At 73.5% G+C, this 19,983-nt stretch carries 16 protein-coding genes; 7 read left to right on the forward strand and 9 right to left on the reverse strand.

Annotation, left to right across the window (positions count from 1 at the left end):
- Positions 1-7: 7 nt before the first annotated feature.
- Positions 8-1,111 (reverse strand): App1 family protein, encoded by a 1,104-nt coding sequence (locus tag ACPYOM_RS02770; RefSeq protein WP_481340274.1) that lies wholly within the window; start codon positions 1,109-1,111, stop codon positions 8-10.
- 68 nt (positions 1,112-1,179) lie between these two features.
- Here ACPYOM_RS02770 and ACPYOM_RS02775 point away from each other — a divergent pair, with 68 nt between their 5' ends.
- The 3 genes from ACPYOM_RS02775 (at position 1,180) to ACPYOM_RS02785 (ending at position 5,592) form a co-directional block, all read left to right on the forward strand.
- The gene (locus tag ACPYOM_RS02775) at positions 1,180-1,824 is read left to right on the forward strand and encodes an N-acetyltransferase (protein WP_481340272.1); all 645 of its coding nucleotides are present in this window, start codon (positions 1,180-1,182) and stop codon (positions 1,822-1,824) included.
- Between the two features lie 50 nt (positions 1,825-1,874).
- Complete coding sequence (locus tag ACPYOM_RS02780) at positions 1,875-4,877, forward strand: penicillin-binding transpeptidase domain-containing protein (protein ID WP_481344804.1); 3,003 nt, start codon at positions 1,875-1,877, stop codon at positions 4,875-4,877.
- 127 nt (positions 4,878-5,004) lie between these two features.
- Positions 5,005-5,592 (forward strand): hypothetical protein, encoded by a 588-nt coding sequence (locus ACPYOM_RS02785; protein WP_481340266.1) that lies wholly within the window; start codon positions 5,005-5,007, stop codon positions 5,590-5,592.
- 80 nt (positions 5,593-5,672) lie between these two features.
- Here ACPYOM_RS02785 and ACPYOM_RS02790 read toward each other — a convergent pair whose 3' ends face one another.
- Positions 5,673-7,733 (reverse strand): M4 family metallopeptidase, encoded by a 2,061-nt coding sequence (locus tag ACPYOM_RS02790; protein ID WP_481340264.1) that lies wholly within the window; start codon positions 7,731-7,733, stop codon positions 5,673-5,675.
- 334 nt (positions 7,734-8,067) lie between these two features.
- Between ACPYOM_RS02790 and fdhD the strand changes: the two genes are divergently transcribed.
- Entirely contained in the window at positions 8,068-8,919 is an 852-nt protein-coding gene (gene fdhD / locus ACPYOM_RS02795) for a formate dehydrogenase accessory sulfurtransferase FdhD (RefSeq protein WP_481340262.1), read from the forward strand.
- A 46-nt stretch (positions 8,920-8,965) separates the two neighbouring features.
- Positions 8,966-9,304, forward strand: coding sequence for a YciI family protein (locus tag ACPYOM_RS02800; RefSeq protein ID WP_481340260.1), 339 nt, complete (start codon positions 8,966-8,968; stop codon positions 9,302-9,304).
- A 139-nt stretch (positions 9,305-9,443) separates the two neighbouring features.
- Here the strand turns inward: ACPYOM_RS02800 and ACPYOM_RS02805 are convergent, their stop codons facing one another.
- Together ACPYOM_RS02805 and ACPYOM_RS02810 are read right to left on the reverse strand one after the other, a co-directional pair.
- Positions 9,444-11,078, reverse strand: coding sequence for an ABC-F family ATP-binding cassette domain-containing protein (locus tag ACPYOM_RS02805; RefSeq protein WP_481344805.1), 1,635 nt, complete (start codon positions 11,076-11,078; stop codon positions 9,444-9,446).
- Entirely contained in the window at positions 11,075-12,289 is a 1,215-nt protein-coding gene (locus ACPYOM_RS02810; RefSeq protein ID WP_481344806.1) for a molybdopterin molybdotransferase MoeA, read from the reverse strand. The genes ACPYOM_RS02805 and ACPYOM_RS02810 overlap by 4 nt, the downstream gene beginning before the upstream one ends.
- A gap of 101 nt (positions 12,290-12,390) precedes the next feature.
- On the opposite strand from ACPYOM_RS02810, the gene ACPYOM_RS02815 reads away from it, so the two are divergent.
- On the forward strand, positions 12,391-12,618 hold the full coding sequence (locus ACPYOM_RS02815; RefSeq protein WP_481344807.1) for a VOC family protein: 228 nt from the start codon (positions 12,391-12,393) through the stop codon (positions 12,616-12,618).
- Here the strand turns inward: ACPYOM_RS02815 and ACPYOM_RS02820 are convergent.
- Complete coding sequence (locus ACPYOM_RS02820; protein ID WP_481344808.1) at positions 12,605-13,978, reverse strand: L-serine ammonia-lyase; 1,374 nt, start codon at positions 13,976-13,978, stop codon at positions 12,605-12,607. The two genes, ACPYOM_RS02815 and ACPYOM_RS02820, sit on opposite strands and share 14 nt — an antisense overlap.
- Before the next feature lie 167 nt (positions 13,979-14,145).
- On the opposite strand from ACPYOM_RS02820, the gene ACPYOM_RS02825 reads away from it, so the two are divergent.
- Positions 14,146-15,114, forward strand: coding sequence for an ornithine cyclodeaminase family protein (locus tag ACPYOM_RS02825; RefSeq protein ID WP_481344809.1), 969 nt, complete (start codon positions 14,146-14,148; stop codon positions 15,112-15,114).
- A 177-nt stretch (positions 15,115-15,291) separates the two neighbouring features.
- Here the strand turns inward: ACPYOM_RS02825 and ACPYOM_RS02830 are convergent, their stop codons facing one another.
- Genes ACPYOM_RS02830 through ACPYOM_RS02845 form a run of 4 tightly spaced genes read right to left on the reverse strand, consistent with a single transcriptional unit; the run spans position 15,292 to position 19,864 of the window.
- Entirely contained in the window at positions 15,292-16,038 is a 747-nt protein-coding gene (locus tag ACPYOM_RS02830; protein ID WP_481344810.1) for an SRPBCC family protein, read from the reverse strand.
- A 6-nt stretch (positions 16,039-16,044) separates the two neighbouring features.
- The gene (locus ACPYOM_RS02835; protein ID WP_481344811.1) at positions 16,045-16,902 is read right to left on the reverse strand and encodes an FAD binding domain-containing protein; all 858 of its coding nucleotides are present in this window, start codon (positions 16,900-16,902) and stop codon (positions 16,045-16,047) included.
- Positions 16,899-19,385: a xanthine dehydrogenase family protein molybdopterin-binding subunit gene (locus ACPYOM_RS02840; protein WP_481344812.1), complete on the reverse strand. Its 2,487-nt coding sequence runs from the start codon at positions 19,383-19,385 to the stop codon at positions 16,899-16,901. Before ACPYOM_RS02840 ends, ACPYOM_RS02835 begins: the two co-directional genes overlap by 4 nt.
- Complete coding sequence (locus tag ACPYOM_RS02845; protein ID WP_481340242.1) at positions 19,382-19,864, reverse strand: (2Fe-2S)-binding protein; 483 nt, start codon at positions 19,862-19,864, stop codon at positions 19,382-19,384. The genes ACPYOM_RS02840 and ACPYOM_RS02845 overlap by 4 nt, the downstream gene beginning before the upstream one ends.
- Positions 19,865-19,983 lie beyond the last annotated feature (119 nt).

Below are 19,983 nucleotides of genomic sequence, written 5' to 3' on the forward strand. Positions count from 1 at the left end.
CAGTCTGTCACCCGGTGGCGACGTCGCGGCCCGGACGCGACGGCTGCTGGTCGGCCGCGACCGGCTCGCCGACCCGTCCGTGGTCCTCGAGGAGGCGCAGCAGCTCGTGCCCGTCCGGCGCCGAGAACGTCTGGACCGTGCGCGCGGCCCACGGCCGCAGCGGCGGGTCGAGCTTGATGGGGTTGGACAGGACCTGCTCGGCCGGCGTCAGCTGCCGGATGCAGATGGCGTCGACCCGGTCCGGGCGTGCCTCCGCGAACTCGGAGTAGAGCGCGGGGTCGTGCTGGCCGTCGTCGCCGACGAGCAGCCACGTGATGTCCGGGAAGTCGCGGGCCAGGCGGTGCAGGCAGGTGCGCTTGTGGTCCTGCCCGCTGCGGAACCAGCCGGTGTTCGTCGGACCCCAGTCGGTGAGCAGCAGCGGCCCGAGCGGGAACCCGTTGTCGACGAGGAACCGGGTCAGGGTCGGCGTCGTGTTCCACGCGCCCGTCGACACGTAGACGATGGGTGCACCCGGGTGGGCGGCGAGCACGCGCCGGTAGAAGGGCGCCATGCCGCTGACGGCGCGGCGCGTCTTGCCTCGGCGCACGAAGGTGTTCCACGCCGCGATCATCGGGCGGGGCAGCATCGTCGTGATGACGGTGTCGTCGATGTCGCTGACGATGCCGAACCGCACGTCGTCGCCGACGATGAACACGTCCGCCGGCACCGGGTCGGCCCCGCGCGCCTGGACGACCACCTGCTGCCACCCCGGCGCCAGGCCGTGGTCGTGGGCGACGAGGTCGACGTACCCGCCGCGGTCGGTGCGGCCGTAGACCTCACGGTCGCCGATCGTCACCGTGACGGGGACACCGCTCGCGTGGGCCGTGACGAAGACGCGCCAGCCGCGGTCGTAGCGCGCGGGAGCGAGCGCGCCGGTGGCGTCCTGACGGCTCGGCGGGCCGGCCTTGCCCCTGCGCTGCAGGATGACTCGGGCGAAGACGCGGACGAAGTCGGTGGACCCGTAGCCGATGTGCGTGACGACCTTGTTGCCCCATCCACGTCCGCGCAGGACGCGCTCGACCTGGCGGTCGACCGCGTCCTCGACGACGGCGGCCGCGTGCGGTCGGGACATGACCCGACCCTACCGGCAGTGGTCATCCCGTGGACGACGGCGAGCGCCCGGCGGACCGGAGGGGTTGTATGGAGCGCGTGCACCCGATCGCCTCCGTCCTGACCCACGCCGCCACGGGCCACTTCCCCGCCGTCGACGGTGCCTGGCGGCGCGTCCCACCGTGGCGCGAGGGCATCGAGGGCGTCATCGCCTTCACGGGCCACGCCGTGCTCGCGGTCGCCGACGACGTCCACGACGACCACCTCGACGGGCTCGGGGCGGACGGCTTCGGCGGCGCGAGCAACCCGCGCGTCGTGTCGGCCCTCGCCGCGGGCGGCTGGATCGACTCCCTCGACGTCGTGCTCGTCGCGCGCGGCCGCGGCGGCGAGCCGGCCCTCGTGCCCCGCAGCGACCTGCGCAACCACCCGCGCGCCGAGCACGCCACCGCGGTCCGCAGCAGCGTCCGCACCTTCGGCTACCCGCAGGCCCGCGACAAGACCCTCGTCACCCTGTCGCTGGGGCTCGGTGGGCTGCCCGAGGTCGGCGTCGAGACCGACCCGGCGCGGGAGCGGTCCGGCACCGAGGTCGTCCGCGACAGCCTGACCCTCGTCCCCGAGGACGAGGTCGTCGTCGCGACGTGTGCGCCGGGCAACGCGCGGGCCCTGCGCGCTTTCCTCTCAGCGGGATTCGAGCCGGTCGCGTCGGTGCAGCTGTGGCGTCCGGAGCGGGGTTGACGGTCGTCGGAGGACTGGCGCGGGCGCGCCCGACGTGATCGGATCTCCCGGTGGACACCGCTGCCCGCCGCTTCAGCCCAGAGGCACGACTCCGGTACGCCCGCACCCTCGTCTGGCCCGTCGCGCCCCTCGCCGCGACCGCCTGGTGGGTCGTCGGGGCGCTGCCCTGGATCGTCGACGCCCTCGGCGCGTCCTCACCCCGGTACTGGGTCGCCGACGCCGTCACGGGTGAGGCGAGCGGGGGCTACGTCACGCTCCTGCCGTTCCGGACGGTGTTCCTCCCGCTGCTGCTGGCGATGACGCTCGTCGGCGGCGCCGCTGCCGGTCTCTGCGTCCGTTGGGTGCGCCGCGACGCGGGACGAAGGGTGCTGCCCGCGGCAGCCGCCGTGGTGGGTGCGCTCGCCGCCACGGCCTACTCGGTGGTCCAGTCGGCGGGCGCGACCCGGCAGCTCGGCAGCGACTTCGACCGGGACGACCGCGTCCTGGTCGGCATCGCGGCCGTCGCCGTCGCCGGTTCCCTCCTCGGGGCCGGGCTCGGTGCGGTCATGGCCCTCGCACGGCCGGGCGTCGCGGCCCTCGCCGCGGCGCCGGTGGCCGTGGCGGCCGGGGCCTGGACGACGCGCCTCGTCGTCGTGGCCCTCGGCGCCGAGGATGCCGGCTCGGTCGTCCAGTGGACCGCGCCCGCCACCGTCGGCCTCGTCGCCGGTCTCGCTCTGGCCCGGGTCGGCGGCACGAGCCGCCGACGCGTCGCCGGGTGGGCCGGCGTCGTCGTCGCCGTCGCCGTGACCCAGGCCGCCTCGGCCGCGTTCGAGCACCTCGCCGGCGGGCTGCGCACGGGTGTCGGCCTCCCCGGGACGCTGGGCGGGCTCGCGGCGGACGCGCGCGGTGTCTTCGTCACCGCCCTGCTGCCCACCCACCTGTCGTGGTGGTGGCTGCCCGTGGCCCTCGGCGTGGCCCTCGTCGTCGCGCCGCTCCGGTCCCCGGTCCCCGGTGCCCGTCGCTCCCGTCGTCACCGGCGCCACCGGCGCCACCGAAGCCACCGGCGCCGCGCCGGGGCGTGTGCCGGTCGACAGCACGACGCGGCGACCGGCCGATCCGGCGTGGCGCCCGCCCCGTACGGTGGGGCCATGCTGCCCAGGACCGGGATGAGGAGAGCCGCGGCCGCCGCTGTGGCTGCGGCCGTCGTCGGCGGCCTCGGCGCCGGCTGCTCGATGTTCGAGCAGCCGCCCGCGCCCGACGACACCGCTCGCGCGCTCGCGGCCGGCCTGAGCAGGGCCGACGTGACGGGCGTCGCCCTCAGGGGCACCACGGCGCAGAAGGTCAACGCCTTCCTCGCGGCCGCCTTCAAGGGCATGGACGGCAAGCGTCCGGCCGTGACCCTCCAGCGGATGACCCACGCCGAGGGGTCCGAGCGGGCCACGGCCACCTTCGCGACGACGTGGGACGTGTCCGCGTCCCCGACCGACTGGACGTACACGACGCAGGCCGACCTCACCCTCGTCGACGGCACGTGGCAGGTGACGTGGAGCCCGCGGGTCGTCGCGCCCGACCTGCGCTCCGACGAGGGCCTCGCCCTGGCGCGCACGTGGCCGCGACGCGCCGACATCCTCGACCGCAACGGCGCCAAGCTCATGACCGAGCGCGAGGTGGCCGTCGTCGGCATCGACAAGACGAAGGCGTCGGGGTCCGCCGCCACGGCGTCGGCGCGCCGGCTGGCGGCGCTCGTCGGCGTCGACCCCGGCCGCTACGCCGCGAAGGTGTCGCAGGCGGGCAGCAAGGCCTTCGTCGAGGCCATCACCTTCCGCGCGGACGACCCGACGCTGACGAGGAACGCCCAGGCCATCGACCGGGTCCCGGGCGCCGTCACCGTGCCGGCGCTCCAGGTGCTCGGTCCCAGCCGCACCTTCGCGGCGCCCATCCTCGGCACCGTCGGGGAGGTGTCCGCCGAGGACGTCACGCGGTCCAAGGGCGTCCTCGAGGCCGGCGACACCATCGGCAAGAACGGCCTCGAGTACCGCTACGACGCCCGGCTGCGCGGTCGGCCGGGCCTCGCCGTGCAGGCGGTCCGGCGCGGCGCAGACGGCAGCGTCCTCGACAAGCGGGAGGTCTTCGCCGAGCAGTCCACGGACGGTACCCCCGTCACCGTGACGCTCGACGAGAAGCTGCAGGCCGCCGCCGAGGCGGCGCTCGCCCGCCAGACCCAGCGCCCCACGGCCCTCGTGGCCGTCCGCATCTCGACCGGTGAGGTGCTCGCCGCCGCGGTCGGCCCCGGAGCGAACGGCTCGACGCTCGCGCTCGCCGGCCGCAACCCTCCCGGCTCGACGTTCAAGATCGCGAGCTCGCTCGCCCTGGTCCGCAAGGGTGCGACGGCCGCGACGACGCTGCCGTGCACCGACTCGATCACCGTCGACGGCCGGCGCTTCAGCAACTACACGACCTACCCGAAGCAGCACCTCGGTGACATCCCGATGCAGACCGCCCTCGCGTTCTCGTGCAACACGGCCTTCATCAGCCAGTACCGGAAGGTGAGCCAGGCCGAGCTGGCCACGGCCGCGCAGTCGCTCGGCATGGGCGAGAAGCTCGACCTGCCCTTCACCGGCTTCCTCGGTTCGGTGCCCGCCACCGACGACACCGTCGAGCACGCGGCGTCGTTCATCGGGCAGGGACGCGTCGAGGCGTCGCCGCTGACGATGGCCCTCGTCGTCGCATCGGTCGTCAAGGGCCAGACGGTCCGGCCGGTGCTCGTCAAGGGCAGCCCGGCGCTGCCGGCGCCGGCGACGCCCCTGCGGCCGGAGGAGGCGCAGGTGCTGCGCCAGGAGATGCGGGCCGTCGTGCAGGAGGGCTCCGGCACCGTGCTCGCGCCGCTCGGTGTCGAGTACGCCAAGACCGGCACGGCCGAGTTCGGCACGAAGAACCCGCCGGACACCCACACGTGGATGGTCGCCGCACGCGGCGACATCGCCGTCGCCGCCTACAACGAGGTGGGCGACAACGGCGTCACCGGCTCGGCGCCGTTCATCATCGACTTCCTCAAGCGGACGAACGTCCGCTGACGCCCCACGCCCGAGACGCCACCCCCGCGGCCGGACGTGGCCCGCCACCGGAAAGTTGATCGAAGCGTTGCCTCAACCGACCGCGTCCTCCGTGCGCCGGCCACGGCCGGGGTCCACGATGGGACCCATGGGGCGCGCAGGCCGGTGCCTGGGACTGGCAGCCGTGGCACTCCTGCTCGCAGGGTGCGGCGTCGACGTGCCCTCCACCGACGGCGACTTCACGACACCACCCGCACCCGCCGGCGCCGAGGCGTCGACGTCGCCGGCCTCGACGAGCGCCGAGGACAGCATCGGACCCGAGTACGGGCCACAGTTCCCGCTGACGCTGCGCCGCACCGGGGGCGTCGCCGGCTTCGACGACCGCATCGTGCTGCGCGCCGACGGCAGGCTCCTCGTGGAGACCCGATCGGTGCACGGCCGCGTCTGCACCCTCAGCGGCCCGCAGCTGCGCCAGGTCGTCGGTGCGCTGAGCACCCTGCGTCTGGGGCCCTGGAGCGGCACCGTCGGCCCCGCGGGTGGGAGCGGCTCCGCCGACCCGGCCACCACGGCCGCGAGCGACCCCATCACCATCTCGGTCACCGACGACCGCTCGCGGGCCGTCGACCTCACCGACCCCTCGGTGGGCGAGGCCGCGGGCCTCGTCGGCTCGCTCGTCGCGGACGTGACCCTGTCCTCGCCCGCCACGACGCGCTGCGCCGACCCGCCCCCTCCCTGAGGACGCGGCGAGGCCGGTGTGCCGCGTGGGCGACACACCGGCCTCGCGTCGAAGCGGTGGAGGGGAGGTGACAGGGTGGGTCAGAAGTTCGTCGACACGTCGTCGACGACGAAGCTCGTCTGGAGCGAGGAGTCCTCGTTCATCGCGAACTTCAGGGTCACGTTGGTGCCCTTGTAGGCGGTGAGGTCGATCGTCTTCTGGACGTAGGAGGCCTTCGGCGTCGACAGGTTCGAGTAGCTGTGCTTCGTCACGCCGTTGATCTGCACGGTGGCCGTGTCGTAGGCGGTCGTGGTCGTCGTCTCGGCCGTGTCGATGCGGATGTAGTACGTCAGCGTCGGGGACGTCGCCGTCGAGGGGACCGCGAACGTCTGCGACTCGTTCTCCGAGGCGGTGCTGCCGTTGCCACCGAGCCACAGCTTCCAGGACCCGGTGCGTGCGGGACGGCCCGTGTTGTTGGTGATCGGGCCGGACGTGCCGGTCCAGCCGGTCTGGCCGGACTCGAAGCCACCGTTGGTCAGCGAGCCGCCGGTGGGCGGGGGCGTCGTGCCGCCGCAGGTCTCGGTGCTGGCCGGGGCGGCGATGGCGCCCATGGCCTTGTCGACCGCGGTGCACTCGGCCGAGCCGGCGCCGTAGAGGTCCTTGGCCGCCTTGATGACGCCGGTGCGGGCCGCCGCGTAGTTGCTGCTCGAGGTCAGGTACGTCGAGAGGGTGCGGTACCAGATCTTCTCCGCCTTGAGGTGGCCGATGCCGGTCACCGTCGAGCCGTCGCACGTCGGGCTGTTGTAGCTGACGCCGTTGATCGTCTTGGCGCCCGAGCCCTCCGAGGCCAGGTAGTACCAGTGGTTGAGGGGGCCGGAGGAGTAGTGCGGGTCGAGGCCGCCGAGCGAGCTGCTCCAGCAGTCCTTGGAGCCGCCGTCCTTGCTCGGCTTGTCCATGTAGCGCAGCGGCGTGCCGTTGCCGTTGATGTCGATCTCTTCACCGATGAGGTAGTCGGGCACGTCGCTCGGGTTGTTGGCGTACCACTCGACGCCCGTGCCGAAGATGTCCGAGGTCGCCTCGTTGAGGCCGCCCGCGTCGCCGGTGTAGGCCAGGCCCGCGGTGTTCTCCGTGACGCCGTGGCTCATCTCGTGCCCGGCCACGTCGAGCTCGACGAGCGGGGAGGCGTTGTTCGCGCCGTCGCCGTACGTCATCTGCGTCCCGTCCCAGAAGGCGTTGACGTAGTTCTGGCCGTAGTGGACACGGCTGCGGGCGCCGGTGCCGTTGTTCCAGATGCCGGCCCGGCCGAGCTGGGTGTTGTAGTAGTCGTAGGTCTTGCCGGCGCCGTAGTGGGCGTCGACGGCCGCCGACTGGCGGTTGCTCTGCGACCCGGTGCCCCAGACGTCGTCCGCGTCGGTGAAGGTCGTGCCGTTGCCGCTCGTTGCCTGGTTGAGGTCGGTCGCGTAGTTGCCGTGCGTGTCCTTCATCGTGTACGCGCCGGACGTGCCCGACGTCGCGAGGGACACGGTGCCGACGAAGATGCCGTTGCCCGTCCCCTCCTTGATGTCGTCCCAGCTCGTCAGCGTCCTGCCCGTGTTCGCGTCGACGATCGTGTGCAGGCGCGTCGGCGTCTGGTCGGCCTTGATGCCCTCGGTGACGACCTCGTAGGCCAGCTTCGGGCCGGTTGCCGACTGGAAGACGACGAGCTCGCCGGGGGTGGCCCTCTCGTCCCGAGTCGCCTGGGCGGCGGCCAGGCCGGCGGCGTGCGCCGTGCTGCGGGCGATCTTCGGCGAGAACGAGGCCGGGGTGACGTCCTTGCGGATGTTCCAGGTCACGCTCCGGACGGCGCCGGACGCGTCCTTGTGGCTGACGAAGTCGCCGCCGATGACGCGCAGGCCGCCCACCGTGCGCTCGTACCGGACGTGCGTGGCACCGTTCGGGTCGGCGATGACCGACTTGACGGTGAGCGCCTCCCCCTTGAGGCCGAGGGCGCTCGCGGTGGCCGCCGCGCGGGACTGCTCGGTCGCCTTGAGGGTCTGCGACTCGGGGGCGGGTGCCTTGTCGTGGCCGCCACCTGCCGCTGCACCCGCCGGGATTGCCGGCGAGATGGCCAGCGCGAGGGCCAGCAGGCCCCCGGTCGCCAGCCCGGACTTCAGTCGATTCACTGGGAACTCCTTGTCAGGATGCGGCTCGGTCGGCCGCCTCGGAGAGGTGTCCCGGCCGTCTCGCTGGGTGAGATGCGGCGGAACGAGCGCGACGCTCCCAGCCGTCCGGAATTCCGGTCAACGGGGCTTACCAAGTCTTTGCCAAACCCGGTCCAAACGCTGAGTAACGCCTGGCGACAGGGAGATTCGCGACTGGCGGGCGCTTGGCCGATCTCCCAGACTGACCCGCCGAGAGGCCGTGACGACCCCCCGCCACCGGCGTCGGCGCGGGGCTCGTGACGGCGTCGGTGGACGGCGGGCCGCACGGCCCGTCGGGTCTCCTAGGCTGGACGGCATGGGACGGGTCACGGTGCGGCGGAAGGTGACGACGGTCGACGTCGCCGCACCCCCGGAGCGCACCCGGACGACCCGACCGGACACCCTGACCGTCGAGGAGCCGCTCGAGATCCGCGTCGGGGACACTCCCCTGACGGTGACGATGCGCACGCCCGGGCACGACATCGAGCTCGTCCACGGGTTCCTCCTGTCCGAGGGCATCATCGGCGCGGCCGAGGACGTCTCGCTGGCCCGGTACTGCGCCGGCGCGGTCACCTCCTCCGACAGCGGTTTCGACGAGAACACCTACAACGTCATCGACGTGACGCTCGCCCCGGGCGTGGCACCGCCCGAGGCGTCTGCGGCCCGGGCCTTCCTCACCTCCTCGTCCTGTGGCGTGTGCGGCACCGCGAGCATCGAGCAGCTGCGCACCCGGACCGCCTTCGACGTCGCGGCCGACCCGATGACCGTCACCGCATCGACGCTGCTCGGCCTGCCCGACGCACTGCGCGCCAGGCAGCAGTCCTTCGACCGCACGGGCGGCCTGCACGCGGCGGGCCTGTTCACCTCCGACGGCGAGCTGCTCGCGGTGCGGGAGGACGTCGGGCGGCACAACGCCGTCGACAAGGTCGTCGGCTGGGCCATGCTCCAGGGGCGGCTGCCGGCCGCCGGGTGCATCCTCATGGTGTCGGGTCGCGCCTCGTTCGAGCTGGTCCAGAAGGCCGTCGTGGCAGGGATCCCCTGCCTCGCCGCAGTCTCGGCTCCGTCCTCGTTGGCCGTCGAGCTCGCCGAGGACGCCGGCGCGACCCTCGCCGGCTTCGTGCGCGGCACCCGCTTCAACGTCTACACCGGCGCCCACCGCGTCACCTGACCCGCCCGCTGCCGCACACAGCCGCACAGCCGCCCGAGGAGCAACCGTGCCCGTCTTCGCGATCCACTACACCTACCCCGACGACCCCACCGAGATGCTGACGGTGCGGCCGGCGCACCGCGAGTGGCTCACCTCCCAGCCCGGTCTCCTCGTCGGAGGCATGTACCAGGCCGGGCTCGACGAGGTGAGCGAGGGCGAGACGACCGACCAGGAGCCCGCCAACGCCGCCCTCATCGTGTGGTCGGGCGAGTCGCTCGAGGCGGTCAGCGCCACCTTCGACCAGGACCCGTACTGGCAGGGCGGCTACGTGCTGCGGCGCGTCATCCGCGAGTGGGACCCGCCGCTCGGCCCGTGGGTCGCCGACGCGACGAACTCCCCCGCCTGACGCGTCGGACCTCCCTGCTCGACGCGGCGGTCACGGCGACAGCGCACCGACGGCGCCACGTCGAGGCACCACGTGGCGCCCTGTTGCGGCGCGTCGCCGCCGATCGCCACGACAGGACGCCATCTGGCGCGTCGTCGCGTCAGAGGCGGGTGACGCGACCGTGCTCGACGTGCCAGCGCTCGTCGAGACGGACGTTCTCGAGCAGGCGACGGTCGTGGCTGACGAGCAGCAGCGCGCCGTCGTAGGACTCGAGCGCCTCCTCGAGCTGCTCGATGGCCGGCAGGTCGAGGTGGTTGGTCGGCTCGTCGAGGACGAGGAGGTTGACGCCGCGGGCCTGCAGCAGCGCCATCGCGGCGCGGGTGCGCTCACCGGGCGACAGGCGCCCGACCCGGCTGGCGACGTGGTCGGCCTTGAGCCCGAACTTCGCGAGCAGCGTCCGCGCGTCGGCGGGTGCGAGGTCGGGCAGCGCGTCGCCGAACGCGTCACCGAGCGGAAGATCCTCGCGCAGGCCGGTTCGGCCCTGGTCGATCTCTCCGACCGCGACGCTGGCCCCGAGCGAGGCCCGACCCTCGTCGGGGGCGACCCGGCCGAGGAGCAGTGACAGCAGGGTCGTCTTGCCGGCACCGTTCGGGCCGGTGATGCCGATACGTCGGCGCGCCTCGACCTGAAGGGACGCCGGCCCGAGCGTCCAGTCACCTCGGCGCACGAGGGCTCCGTCGAGCGTCGACACGACGCTGCTCGACCGCGGCGCGGCGGCGATGCCGAACTTCAGCACCCACTCCTTGCGCGGCTCGGCGACCTCGTCGAGCCGGGCGATCCGCGACTCCATCTGGCGCACCTTGCGGGCCTGCTTCTCGGCGGAGTCCTGCTGGGCGGCGCGACGGACCTTGTCGTTGTCGGGGCTCTTGCGCATCGCGTTGCGCACGCCCTTGGACGACCACTCGCGCACCGTACGGGCGCGCGCCTCGAGCCCGGCCTTCGTGCCGGCGTACTCGTCGTAGGCCTCGCGCGCGTGCCGCCGTGCGCGCTCACGCTCGTCGAGGTAGGACTCGTAGCCGCCGTCGTGGACGTGGACGGCGTTCTGGTGCAGGTCGAGCTCGACGACCCGGGTGACGCACCGGGCGAGGAACTCCCGGTCGTGGGACACGACGACGATGCCGCGACGCTGGCCGGCGACGAACGCCTCGAGCCGGTCCAGCCCCGCGAGGTCGAGGTCGTTCGTGGGCTCGTCGAGCAGCACGACGTCGAACCGGCTGAGCAGGAGCGCGGCGAGCGCGACGCGAGCCGCCTGGCCGCCGGACAGCGACGTCATCGGGGCGTCGGTGCCGACGTCGAGGCCGAGCTCGGCGAGGACGGCCGGCAGCCGGTCCTCGAGGTCCGGTGCGCCGCTGGCCAGCCAGTGCTCGAGGGCGACCGCGTACCGGTCGTCGGCGGCCGGGTCCGTGCCCAGCTGCGACGCGGCCTGCTCCATCTCCGCGGTCGCCGCTGCCGCGCCGGTGCGGCGCGCCACGTGGCCGGCCACCGTCTCACCGGTCACGCGCTCGTGCTCCTGGGGCAGCCAGCCGACGAACGCGTCGGCCGGCGCGGTCGTGACGCTCCCGGCGAGCGGCACGTCCACACCGGCGAGCAGGCGCAGCAGCGTCGACTTGCCGGCGCCGTTGGGGCCGACGACACCGACGACGTCCCCGGGCGCGACGGTCAGGTCGAGGTGCTCGAAGAGGGTGCGGTGCGCGTGGCCGCCGGCGAGGTCCTTGGCGACGAGGGTCGCGGTCACAGCGGGTGCACCGTGACGACGTCGCCGTCGATGAGCTCGTCGACCGGCTCGGGCACCTCGACGAGGCAGTTGGCCGCCGCGAGCGCCGTGAGGTGACGCGCGTCGGGCGCACGCACCGTGCCGTCGGGCGACAGGACGCTCGTCAGCAGCTGGAGTCGTCCCGCTCGGGTGCGCCGGCGGGGCCCCCGGTACGTCGCGCTGACCGGCACGCGCGGCGGCGCACCGTGCCGGGCGTCGAGCGCGGGCCGGACCAGCACGTGGAAGGCGACGAACGCGCCGGTCGGCGTGCCGGGCAGGCAGACGACCGGCGTGGAGCCCCAGCGCCCGAGGCCCTGCGGCCCGCCGGGCTGGAGCGCGAGGTGGACGAAGCGGAAGCCGTCGACGGGCTCGCACACCTGCCGGACGACCTCGTGCGCCCCCGCGCTGACGCCGCCGGTCGTCACGACGAGGTCGACGGTCGGTGACGCGTCGAGCTGCTCGAGCAGCCCGCGGAGCACGGCCGGCTCGTCGGGGCAGGTGTCGATCCGGGCGAGGGTGGCGCCGGCGGCCTCGAGGAGGGCGGCGACCATGTCGGAGTTCGACTCGTGGATGCCTCCCGGACCGGGGTCGAGGCCGGGGTCGGTCAGCTCGGCCCCGGTGGCGACGACGGCGACCCGGGTGCGCCCGTGGACCTCGGCGTGGACGCAACCGGCGGAGCGGGCGAGCGCGATCACCCCCGGCGTCAGGACGGCGCCGGCCACCGCGACGACGCCGCCGGCGCACAGGTCCTCGCCGCGCAGGCGGACGTGCTGGCCGGGCTCGACCGGTCCGGTGACGGTGACCGACGCCGGCGCCGGACCGGTGCGGGCGGCGTCGGTGCGCTCGACCGGAACGACCGCCCGGGTCCCCTCCGGCAGCCGGGCGCCGGTCATGACCCGCGCGGCCTGGCCCGGGCCGAGGCTGAACGTCGGCGCGTCACCGGCGGCGACGTCGCCCACGACGGGAAGGGTGGCGGTGGGCGCGTCATCCGGGTCGTCGGTCAGGTCGGCGGTCAGGTCGGCGGTCAGGTGCACCGCGTAGCCGTCCATGGCGCTGTTGTCGAAGCGCGGGAGGTCGTCGCGGGCGAGGAGGTCGGCCGCGAGGTACCGGCCGCGCGCACGGTGGTCGAGCGCGACGCGCTCCACGGGCGCGACACCGAGCAGCTCCGCCACTGCGGCGCGGTGCTCAGCCACGGAGACGTGGTGTGGGTGGTCGCTCGGCACGCGGCAAGTCTGCCGCACCGCGGGCGGACACCGCGGCCGGGTCTGCGCCGGTGGCTCGTTACGGTCGGTGGATGCCTTCCGCACCCATCCGGCGGCACGGCGGCCAGGTCGTCGTCCCGGTCCGCGACCTGGCGCGCTCCGCGCGCTGGTACGGCGAGGTGCTCGGCGTCGAGCCGGACGCCGCGTCGCACGACGGCACGATCCTCGACATCCCCGTGCACGACGGCCCAGGGATCGCGCTCGACGCCACCCGCCCCGACTTCACTCCCGAGCGCACCCGACGCGTCAGCACTCGATGACGTTGACGGCGAGGCCACCACGGGCGGTCTCCTTGTACTTCACCTTCATGTCGCGGCCGGTCTCACGCATCGTCTTGATGACCTTGTCGAGGCTGACGACGTGCGAGCCGTCGCCACGCAGCGCCGTGCGGGCCGCCGTGATGGCCTTGACCGAGGCGATGGCGTTGCGCTCGATGCACGGGATCTGGACCAGCCCGCCGACCGGGTCGCAGGTCAGGCCGAGGTTGTGCTCCATGCCGATCTCGGCGGCGTTCTCGACCTGCTCGGGGGTGCCGCCCATGACGGCGGCCATCGCCCCGGCCGCCATCGAGCACGCCGAGCCGACCTCGCCCTGGCAGCCCACCTCGGCGCCGGAGATCGAGGCGGTCTCCTTGTAGATGACGCCGATGGCGCCGGCCGTCAGCAGGAACCGGACGATGCCGTCGCGGTTGGCGCCCGGCACGAAGTTGGCGTAGTAGTGCAGCACGGCCGGGATGATGCCGGCGGCGCCGTTGGTCGGGGCGGTGACGACGCGTCCGCCCGAGGCGTTCTCCTCGTTGACGGCGAGGGCGTAGAGGGTGATCCAGTCCATGCCGCGCAGCGGGTCATCGGTGCTGCCCTCGACCCGCAGCCGCCGGGCCAGCTCGGGGGCGCGACGCCGCACGCGCAGGCCGCCGGGGAGCACGCCCTCGGTCTCGATGCCGTTGCGGACACACTCCTTCATGACGGCCCAGATCTCGAGGAGCCGCTCGCGGACCTGCTCCTCGGTGCGCCACGACAGCTCGTTCTCGAGCATGATCCGGGCGATCGACTTGCCCGTCTCGCGGCAGTGCGCGAGCAGCTCGTCGGCGGTCCGGAACGGGTGCGCGACCGGCGTCGAGTCCTCGACGATCCTCGAGGACCCGTCGGCGTCCTCGCCGACGACGAACCCGCCGCCGACCGAGTAGTACGTGTGCGAGGCGACGACCTCGCCGGACCCGTCGAGCGCGGTGAACGTCATGCCGTTCGGGTGCAGCGGGAGGGCCTTGCGCCGGTGCAGCACGAGGTCCTCGTCCTCCACGAGGTCGATCTCGTGCTCGCCGAGGAGGCTGAGGCGCCGGCGCGACCGGATGTCGGCCAGGCGACCCTCGACGGCCCGCGGGTCGCACGACTCCGGCCGCTCGCCCGTGAGGCCGAGCAGGACCGCCTTGTCGCTCCCGTGCCCGTGGCCGGTGGCGCCGAGGGACCCGAACAGCTCGGACCGCACGCGCGCGACCTCCCCCAGGCGTCCCTCCTCGCGCAGCCCCTCGGCGAACAGCGCGGCGGCCCGCATGGGCCCGACGGTGTGTGAGCTCGACGGCCCGATGCCGATCGAGAAGAGGTCGAAAACGCTGAGCGCCATGCTGTCCTGACTTCGTGTCGTCGTTGACGTCTGCCACCCGGGGTGGTGGGTGACCGCTCGACTCTACGTCCAGCCGCTGGCCGGACGCACACGCCTCGACGCGGCCCCTCCGAGCGGCGCCGCTGCCCTGCCGCGCGGACGGCCCGCGGGTGACCTAGATTCGAGCCGTGCCGCACCCCACGCCAGCGCAGCCGCGCTGGGTCGACGCCACGGCCGTGCGCCGGGCGCTCTCGCCGGACCGGGCCCGCCGCCTGCTCCGGCAGGCGCTCGTCGACGGCCTCGACCCGGCCGTCGACCCGCCCCGCCAGGCCCTCGGCACCGACGCGGGACAGCTGCTCGTCATGCCCTCGGCCAGCCGCACCGCCGCGGGCGTCAAGGTGCTGTCGGTCGCGCCGGGCAACGGCGCCCGCGGGCTCGAGCGCATCCAGGCCGTGTACGTGCTCATGGACGGCGAGACGTTGACGCCGAGCGCACTCCTCGACGGCGCGGCGATCACCTCGCTGCGCACACCCGCGGTGTCGGCGGTCGCGGTCGACGCGCTGTCCGCGCCGGAGGTCGAGTCCGTCGTCATCTTCGGCAGCGGACCCCAGGCGCTCGGGCATGCCGAGGCGCTGCTCGCCATCCGGCGTCCGTCGTCGGTGACCGTCGTCGGACGCCGACGCGACGCCGCCCGGGCCACGGCCCAGCGGCTGTCGGGTCTCGGCACGAGCACCCACCTCGGGACGCGAGCCCTGACGGCCGACGACCACGAGGTCGAGCAGGCCGTCCGCGAGGCGCAGGTCGTCGTCACCGCGACGTCGTCCGCGACCCCGGTCCTCGAGGACGCGTGGGTCACCGACGGCACCTGCGTCGTGGCCATCGGCTCCCACGAGGCACATCGGCGTGAGCTGCCGGGCCGGCTCCTCGGGCGCTCCCTCGTCGTCGTCGAGGACGTCGCCACGGCCCGCCGTGAGGCGGGGGACGTCATCCTCGCCGCGGCGCAGGGCCACCTCGCCTGGGGGGACGTGCGTGACCTCCGGGACGTCGTCCTCGGCCGGGTCGAGCGGGTGACCGACCGGCCCACGGTCTTCAAGAGCGTCGGCATGGCGTGGCAGGACCTCGTCGTCGCCGAGCACGCCGCGCGCAGCCGGGACTGACCCCGTGTTGCGCGCCCGCGGGTTCGGCGCAATTCCTGCGACGCCGCCGCCGTTCCGAGCGACGATGGCCTCCGCGCCACTACTGGCCCGTCACCCGGCGTCGAGCAGCGGCCGGGCGACGGACGAGGGCCCATCCACCGGATGCGGATGGGCCCTCGTGTCGTGCGTGCGCCCTGGTCAGTCGCCGCGCCGGCCGATGAGCCAGCCGACGAGGGCGCCGACGAGCGCCGCCCCCGCGTACGGCGCGTAGCGCTGCACGAGGACGGGCAGGACCGCGGTGCCGAGGTCGAGCGCGTCCTGGCCACCTGCCCGGGCCGTCGACGCCTCGGGCGCGGCGTCGGCCGAGGTGACGCCCGCGGCCGGCTCCGACGTCTGCGACGCACCCGACGGCTGTGACGCCCCCGACGCCTCCGACGCCCCCGACGACGCCGAGGCCTCGGCCGTGACCGGCGCCCCTGTCGCGTCGGCCTGCTCCGTACCCGCGCCGCCGAGCTGCTTCTCGATGCACGCGACGAAGGCCTGGAGCAGCTTGTCCGAGACGTCCTGCATGACCCCGCGGCCGAACTGCGCCGGCTTGCCGGTCACGGCGAGGTCGGTGACGACCTCCGCCCGGGTGCCGTCGAGGTCGGGACGCAGGGTGATCGTCACCGTGGCCCCGGCCGTTCCGTTGCCCCGCTTGTCCTTGCCCTTGGCCTCGATGACCGCGTGGTGCACGAGGTCGTCGCGTTGCACGATCGACCCCGACCCGGAGTACACGAGGGCGATGGGCCCGAGCTTGACCTTGACCGTGCCCGAGAAGGTGTCGTGCGTCGTGTCGGTGACCGTGGCACCGGGGAAGCAGCCGCCGACGCGCTCGAGGTCCATGAACAGGGCCCACGCGTCCTCGACCGAGGTCGGCACCGTGAAGGAATGGGTCAGCTCCACCGGCGATCACGCCCCCGCCGCGGCGAGGACGGCCCGGCGCGTCAGGACCGTCGCCAGGTGCCGCCGGTAGTCGGCGTCGCCGTTGAGGTCCGAGGGCGGGTCGGTGCCCTCGGCGACGGACGCCACGGCCTCGCGGACCGCCTCGTCGGTGGCCTGCTTGCCGACGAGCGCCTCCTCGACCGCCCTCGCGCGCAACGGCGTCGAGCCCATGTTCGTCAGGCCGACGCGGGCCTCGGCGATCGAGCCGCCGTCGGTCCGGACCGCCGCCGCGACCCCGACGATCGACCACTGGTGGCTGACCCGCACGAACTTCTCGTAGTGCGCCCCCCACCCGGTGTGCTTCGGGATGCGGATCTGCGTCAGCAGCTCGCCGTCGCCGACGGCCGTGGTGAAGAGGTCCTCGAAGAAGTCGTCCGCCGCGACCGTGCGCGTCGACCCACCCGGGCCGGCGATGACGAGCTCGGCGCCGAGCGCAAGCGCCGGCGCCCCGACGTCCCCGGCCGGGTCGGCGTGCACGAGCGCCCCACCGATGGTGCCCCGGTGGCGGATCTGGGGGTCGGCGACGGTGCGGATCGCCTTGGAGAGCAGGGCCGCGTGCGTCGACACCGCCTCGGACGCCAGCACGGCGGCATACGTCGTCATGGCGCCGATGACGAGATGGTCACCCTCCTCCGAGATGCCCCGCAGCTCCGGGATGCGGCCGAGGTCGACGACGACGCCGGGGGCGTTGAGCCGCATCCGCAGGATCGGCAGCAGGGACTGCCCGCCGGCGAGGACCTTGGCCTCGTCGCCGTGCTCGGCGAGCGCGGCGACGGCCTCCTCGACGCTCGACGGGGCGAGGTAGTCGAACGATGCGGGGATCACTGGTCGCTCCCTTCACCGAGGCCGGCGGCCGGGTCGGCGTTCGGCGCTCCCTCGTCGAAGTGGGGTTGGGCGTCGCGGTCGCCCTCGGTCGTGACGGCTGCCCCCGCCTGGATGGCCTTCCACACCCGCTCGGGGGTGCACGGCATGACGAGGTCGTCGACGCCGAGGTGGCGCACGGCGTCGACGATGGCGTTGACGACGGCCGGCGTCGACGCGATGGCTCCGGCCTCACCCACCCCCTTGGTGCCGAGCTTGGTGTACGTGGAGGGCGAGGTGGTGTGGTCGGTGACGAAGCTGATCGTGTCGGCCGTCGTGGGCAGCGTGTAGTCGACGAAGGAGCCCGTGACGAGCGTGCCCTGGTCGTCGTACTCGGCGCCCTCCCACAGAGCCTGCGAGATGCCCTGGACGAGGCCGCCGTGCACCTGGCCCTCGACGATGAGCGGGTTGATGATGGTGCCGATGTCGTCGACGCACACGTATTTGCGCATCGTCGTGGCGCCCGTCTCGGTGTCGACCTCCATGGCGCACAGGTGGGTGCCGTGCGGGAACGAGAAGTTCTCGGGGTCGAAGGTCGCGTCCGCGTCGATGCTCGGCTCGACACCGTCGGGCAGGTTGTGGCCGGTCCACGTCGCGAGCGCGACGTCGGCCATCCCGACCCCCTTGTCGGTGCCCTTGACCCCGAAGCGACCCCCGGTGAACTCGATGTCGTCGACACTCGCCTCGAGCAGGTGCGCCGCGATCGGCTTCGCCTTCTCGATGACCTTGTCGGCGGCCCTGACGACGGCCTCGGCCCCGACGACGAGCGAGCGCGAGCCGTAGGTGTCCATGCCCTTGGGGGCGATCTGGGTGTCGCCGTGGAGCACCTCGACGTCCTCGAACGGCACGCCGAGGCGGTCGGCGACGATCTGGCTCCACGCCGTCTCGTGCCCCTGGCCGTGCGGCGAGGTACCGGTGAGGACCTCGACCTTGCCGGTGGCGAGCATCCGGATGCTCGCCGACTCCCAGCCGCCCGCGGCGTAGTTGAGCGCGCCGAGGATGCGCGAGGGCGCCAGGCCACACATCTCGGTGAACGTCGAGATGCCGATGCCCAGCTGAACCGGGTCGCCGGACTCACGGCGCCGCTTCTGCTCGGCGCGCAGCTCGTCGTAGCCGAAGAGCTCCTTGGCCTTGGCCGTCGCGGCCTCGTAGTTGCCGGAGTCGTACGTCATGCCCGCCACGGTCGTGAACGGGAACTCCTCGTGCGTGATCCAGTTCTTCTCGCGGATCTCGAGCGGGTCGACGCCGACCTCGACGGCGAGCTCGTCCATGAGCCGCTCGATGGCATACGTCGCCTCCGGGCGGCCCGCGCCGCGGTACGCGTCGACCCACGTCTTGTTCGTCAGCAGCGTGCGGACGGTGAAGTGGTAGGCGGCGAACTTGTAGATCGAGTTGAACATCCACGCGCCGAGCACCGGCACGCCACCGCCCACGAGGCCGACGTAGGCGCCGAGGTCGGCCAGCAGCTCGACCTTGAGCCCGGTGACGGTGCCGTCCTTCTCGGCGGCGAGGGTCAGCTTCTGCCACTGGTCGCGCCCGTGGTGGCCCGACAGCAGCGACTCGGAGCGGGTCTCGGTGTACTTGCACGGCTTGCCGACGAGCCGGGCGACGGCGATGGTCGCGAACTCCTCCGGCGTCGTCTGCAGCTTGCCGCCGAAGCCGCCGCCGACGTCGGGCGCGATGACACGCACCTTGGACTCGGGCATGCCGGTGGTGGCCGCGACGAGGAACTTGAGGATGTGCGGCACCTGCGTCGAGGTCCACACGGTCAGCTGCTCGCCGGTCGGGTCGCAGACGGTCGAACGCGGCTCCATGAAGGCAGGCAGCAGCCGCTGCTGGCGGTACTCCCGCTCGATGAGGATGCCGCCCTCGCGCGCCTTCGCGATGGCCTCCTCGACGTCGCCGCCCGAACCCTGGGCCGCCGAGTCGAGCGTCCAGACGGCGCTCGTGTTGGTGCCGAGGTCGGGGTGGGCGAGGACCTCGTCCTTCGCGGCCTCCTTGAGGTCGAGGACCGCCGGCAGCTCCTCGTAGTCGACGTCGACGAGCTCGACGGCGTCGCGGGCGGCCGCCGCGGAGCGCGCGACGACGACCGCGACGATCTCGCCGGAGCACGCGACGTGCTCGACGACGATCGGCAGGTGGTCCGGGGTCTTCTGCTCGGCGTTGAGCGGCCACGCCGTGGCGACGAGGCCCTGCTTGCCCTCGACGTCGGCGCCCGTGACGACGGCGACGACGCCCGGGGCCGCCTTGGCAGCGGCCGTGTCGATGGCGGTGATCCGGGCGTGCGCGAAGGGGCTGCGCACCATGGCGAGGTGGAGCATGCCGGGCAGCTGGATGTTGTCGGTCCAGCGGGTGCGGCCGGTGATGAGGCGCTGGTCCTCCTTGCGGCGTCGGGCCCTGCCGATCTCGCCGCCCGCCTCGGTGGGCCGGTCCTCGGTGATCGTCATGAGGACACCGCCTGCGAGCTGAGGTCCCTGGCCGCCTGCTGCACGGCCTTGACGATGTTGTGGTAGCCCGTGCAGCGGCACAGGTTGCCCTCGAGGCCCTCGCGGATCTCCTGCTCGCTCGGGTCGGGGTTGTCCTTGAGCACGTCGCAGGCCTGCATGATCATGCCCGGGGTGCAGTAGCCGCACTGGAGCGCGTGGCACTCGTGGAAGGCCTTCTGGACGGGGTGGAGCTCGCCGTCGGTGGCGAGCCCCTCGATGGTGGTGACCTCGTGGCCGTCCGCCTGCACGGCGAGGACGTTGCACGACTTGACGCTCGTGCCGTCGAGGTGGACGGTGCACGCGCCGCAGTTGCTCGTGTCGCACCCGATGACGGTCCCGGTCTTGCCGAGCGTCTCGCGCAGGTAGTGGACCAAGAGGGTCCGGGGCTCGACGTCGTCGGAGTACTCGACCCCGTCGACGTTCACGGTGATACGGGTCATTCGCTGTGTCCTCCTGCCGCGCTGCAGTTGACTTCCCACGGTGAGTCTTTGCCACAAGCGGTTCGCGCACAAGGGGCTGTCGCCACGGACGCCGGACGGACCCCGGACGAGGCGGCCGC

This window comes from Monashia sp. HAY1-2A, assembly GCF_056755315.1.

Bases quoted from the DNA above. Each gene is read 5' to 3' on its own strand.
- ACPYOM_RS02775 (WP_481340272.1), top strand. From the start codon at position 1,180: ATGGAGCGCGTGCACCCGATCGCCTCCGTCCTGACCCACGCCGCCACG.
- ACPYOM_RS02820 (WP_481344808.1), bottom strand. From the start codon at position 13,978: ATGGCGCTCAGCGTTTTCGACCTCTTCTCGATCGGCATCGGGCCGTCG.
- ACPYOM_RS02770 (WP_481340274.1), bottom strand. From the start codon at position 1,111: ATGTCCCGACCGCACGCGGCCGCCGTCGTCGAGGACGCGGTCGACCGC.
- fdhD (WP_481340262.1), top strand. From the start codon at position 8,068: ATGGGACGGGTCACGGTGCGGCGGAAGGTGACGACGGTCGACGTCGCC.
- ACPYOM_RS02815 (WP_481344807.1), top strand. From the start codon at position 12,391: ATGCCTTCCGCACCCATCCGGCGGCACGGCGGCCAGGTCGTCGTCCCG.
- ACPYOM_RS02845 (WP_481340242.1), bottom strand. From the start codon at position 19,864: ATGACCCGTATCACCGTGAACGTCGACGGGGTCGAGTACTCCGACGAC.
- ACPYOM_RS02785 (WP_481340266.1), top strand. From the start codon at position 5,005: ATGGGGCGCGCAGGCCGGTGCCTGGGACTGGCAGCCGTGGCACTCCTG.
- ACPYOM_RS02840 (WP_481344812.1), bottom strand. From the start codon at position 19,385: ATGACGATCACCGAGGACCGGCCCACCGAGGCGGGCGGCGAGATCGGC.